The 2,578-nt window shown below is 70.9% G+C and carries 2 pseudogenes; both read right to left on the reverse strand.

Annotated elements, in window-relative coordinates:
• Positions 1-74: 74 nt before the first annotated feature.
• A pseudogene (locus FV222_RS22725) lies at positions 75-2,381 on the reverse strand (magnesium chelatase subunit H); the annotation flags it as partial.
• Positions 2,356-2,578 (reverse strand): annotated as a pseudogene (locus FV222_RS22730) (ferredoxin:protochlorophyllide reductase (ATP-dependent) subunit B); the annotation flags it as partial. The pseudogenes FV222_RS22725 and FV222_RS22730, both read right to left, overlap by 26 nt.

Genomic DNA, 2,578 nt, shown 5'->3' on the forward strand with positions numbered 1-2,578 from the left:
TTTTTTTTTAATGCAACCGCGCACCCCGCCTATCACACGTTACGTAGCGGTGGGATGCGTATTTGGTTTTAAGCCACCAGGGCGACGATCCCGGCCCGCTCCGGCACGAGGCCGGCGGAGGCTTCGGCCAAAGCCAGCAGCAGGTCGACCCGCTCCTCGACCGGGGTGCCCTTCCCGACCACGTGCATGCCGTGCGGGATCAGGGTGTGCTCGAGCTCGTAGACCGCTTGGCCGAGCGCCTGGATGCGGGCGGCGAGGTCGTCCCAGGCCGGCTCGGCCTGGGTGAGGTCGAGGGCGGCGGCCTGGGCCTGGACGAGCTGGCCGAGGTCGCGCCGCTCGGCTTCCGCCTCCGGCTCGAGGGCGCGCCAGCGCTCGATCGACGCCTTGAGGTCGATCAGCCCGCGGTAGAGGCCGGCCTGGGCGAGGGTCGGGGTCAGGTAGCTGACCAGGGTCGCCGCCGAGCGCCGCTTGGCGATCATCCCCTCGGAGGGGTTGTTGGCGGCGTAGAGGTAGACGTTCGGCAGCGGCCCGATCAGCCGCTCCGGCCAACAGGCTTCCGACAGGCCGGTCTGCTTGCCGGGCATGAACTCGAGTGCGCCGTGGGTGCCGAAATGCAGCACCGCGTCGGCGCGGAAGTCGTCGCGGAGGTAGCGGTAGAAGGCCGAGAAGGCGTGGGTCGGCGCGAAGCCCCGCTCGAACAGCAGGCGCATCGGGTCGCCCTCGTAGCCGAAGCCCGGCTGCACGCCGACGAAGACGTTGCCGAACTGCGCCCCGAGGACGAACAGCACCGAGCCGTTGCTGTTCTGGCGGCCCGGGGCGGGACCCCATTGCGCCTCGATCTCGGACAGGTGGCGCTCGCGGCGGACGTGCTCCTCGGCGGGGATGCGGTGGTGGACGTTGGCCGGCGTGCCGTAGCGGGCGGAGTTTCCGGCGAGCACCGCGTTGCGCAGGTCGTCGACGCTGGCTGGGACTTCCACCTCGTAGCCGTCGGCCTTCATCGCGGTCAGGGTGTTGTGCAGGGATTGGTAGACCGAGAGGAACGCCGCCGTGCCGATCGAGCCGGCGTTCGGCGGGAAGCCGAACAGCACGATCGCCACCTTGCGCTCGGCCCGCGCGGTCCGCCGCAGGGTCACCAGGCGCTCGATGCGGGCGGCGAGCATGTCGGCGCGCTCGGGGTGGACGCGCATGTCGCGGGCGTTCTCGCCCATCGACGCGCCGGAGCGGCCGCCGAACACCATCGGCGCGGTGGCGCCGTCGAGCTCGGGGATCGCGACCATCATCGTCGCCTCGACCGGCGAGAGGCCGCGGTCGGAGCCTTCCCACTGCTCCAGGGTCTGGAACTCCAGCGCGTGGGCGGCGAGGTAGGGCACGTCGAGGTCGGCGAGCGCCGTCTCGGCCGCCGCCGCGTCGTTGTAGGCGGGGCCGCCGACCAGCGAGAAGCCGGTGAGCGAGACCAGCGCGTCGATGGCCGGGCGACCGTCGCGGCGGAAGAAGGCGTCCACCGCCGGGCGGTTGTCGAGGCCCGAGGCGAAGGCCGGCACCACCGCGAGGCCGCGGCCTTCGAGCGCCGCGATCACGCCGTCGTAGTGGGCGGTGTTCCCGGCGAGCACGTAGGAGCGCATCACCAGGAGGCCGACGCGGCCCTTGGCGGGCCCTTTGGGAACCGGCAGCGCGGCGAGCGATTCGCCGATGCGGCCCTTCATGCGCGGGTGGTAGAGGCCGGTCTCGGGGTAGCTCAGGGGGCTCGGCGCGGCGGCGATTTCGCGCCAAGCGAGGCGTGGGCCGGCGGCGTAACGCCCGACCAGGAAGCGCACCAGGTTGGCGATGTTCTCGTCCGAGCCTGAGAGCCAGTATTGCAGGGTAAGGAAGTAGGCGCGCACGTCCTGCGCCGAGCCGGGGATGAAGCGCAGGATCTTCGGCAGCTTGCGGATCATCGCCATCTGGCGGGCGCCGTTGCCCTGGGCGCCGGGCTTGCCGCGCAGCTTCTTCAGGAAGTCGAGGGCGCCGCGCTTGGTGCCGTCCATGTCGAAGCGGTTGAGGCGGGTGGTCTTCACCACCTCGCCGGCCGAGAGGCAGCCGATCATCGCATCGCAATGCGGGCGCCGGGCCAGCAAAGCCGGCAGCACGGCGCGGACGTGCTCGTCCATGAACAGCATCGTCGAGAGCACGATGTCGGCCCGGCCGATGTCGGCCTTGCAGTCGGCGAGGCTCGCGGGCGAGGTGTCCCACTCGGCGGCGGCGTGGAAGTCGAGGGTGAGCCCCGGCATCTCGCTGCGCAGGCGCAGGCGGGCGCGCTCCAGGGCGCTCGCCATGTGGTTGTCCATCGTCACGATGACGATGCGGAGTTCGGGCCGTTCAGCGGCCGAAATGCGCTTTTGCATCGTACAAGGTCTCGACGGTGATGAGCGGCAGCGCCCGCTCCCTGGCGAAGATTTCCGTGTTGGTTCGGGCTTTTCCTCGGACGAAGAACGGGATCTTCTTCAGCTCCTTCTCGGCCTCCGTGGCCCAGGTCGGAGTCGTCGGAGCGGACGGCGCAGCGAGCGTCGCCGCGGTGACGGGCTCGGGGGCGGTGGCGGGC

Origin of the sequence: Methylobacterium sp. WL103, assembly GCF_008039885.1 — a bacterium.
GTDB lineage: Bacteria > Pseudomonadota > Alphaproteobacteria > Rhizobiales > Beijerinckiaceae > Methylobacterium > Methylobacterium cerastii.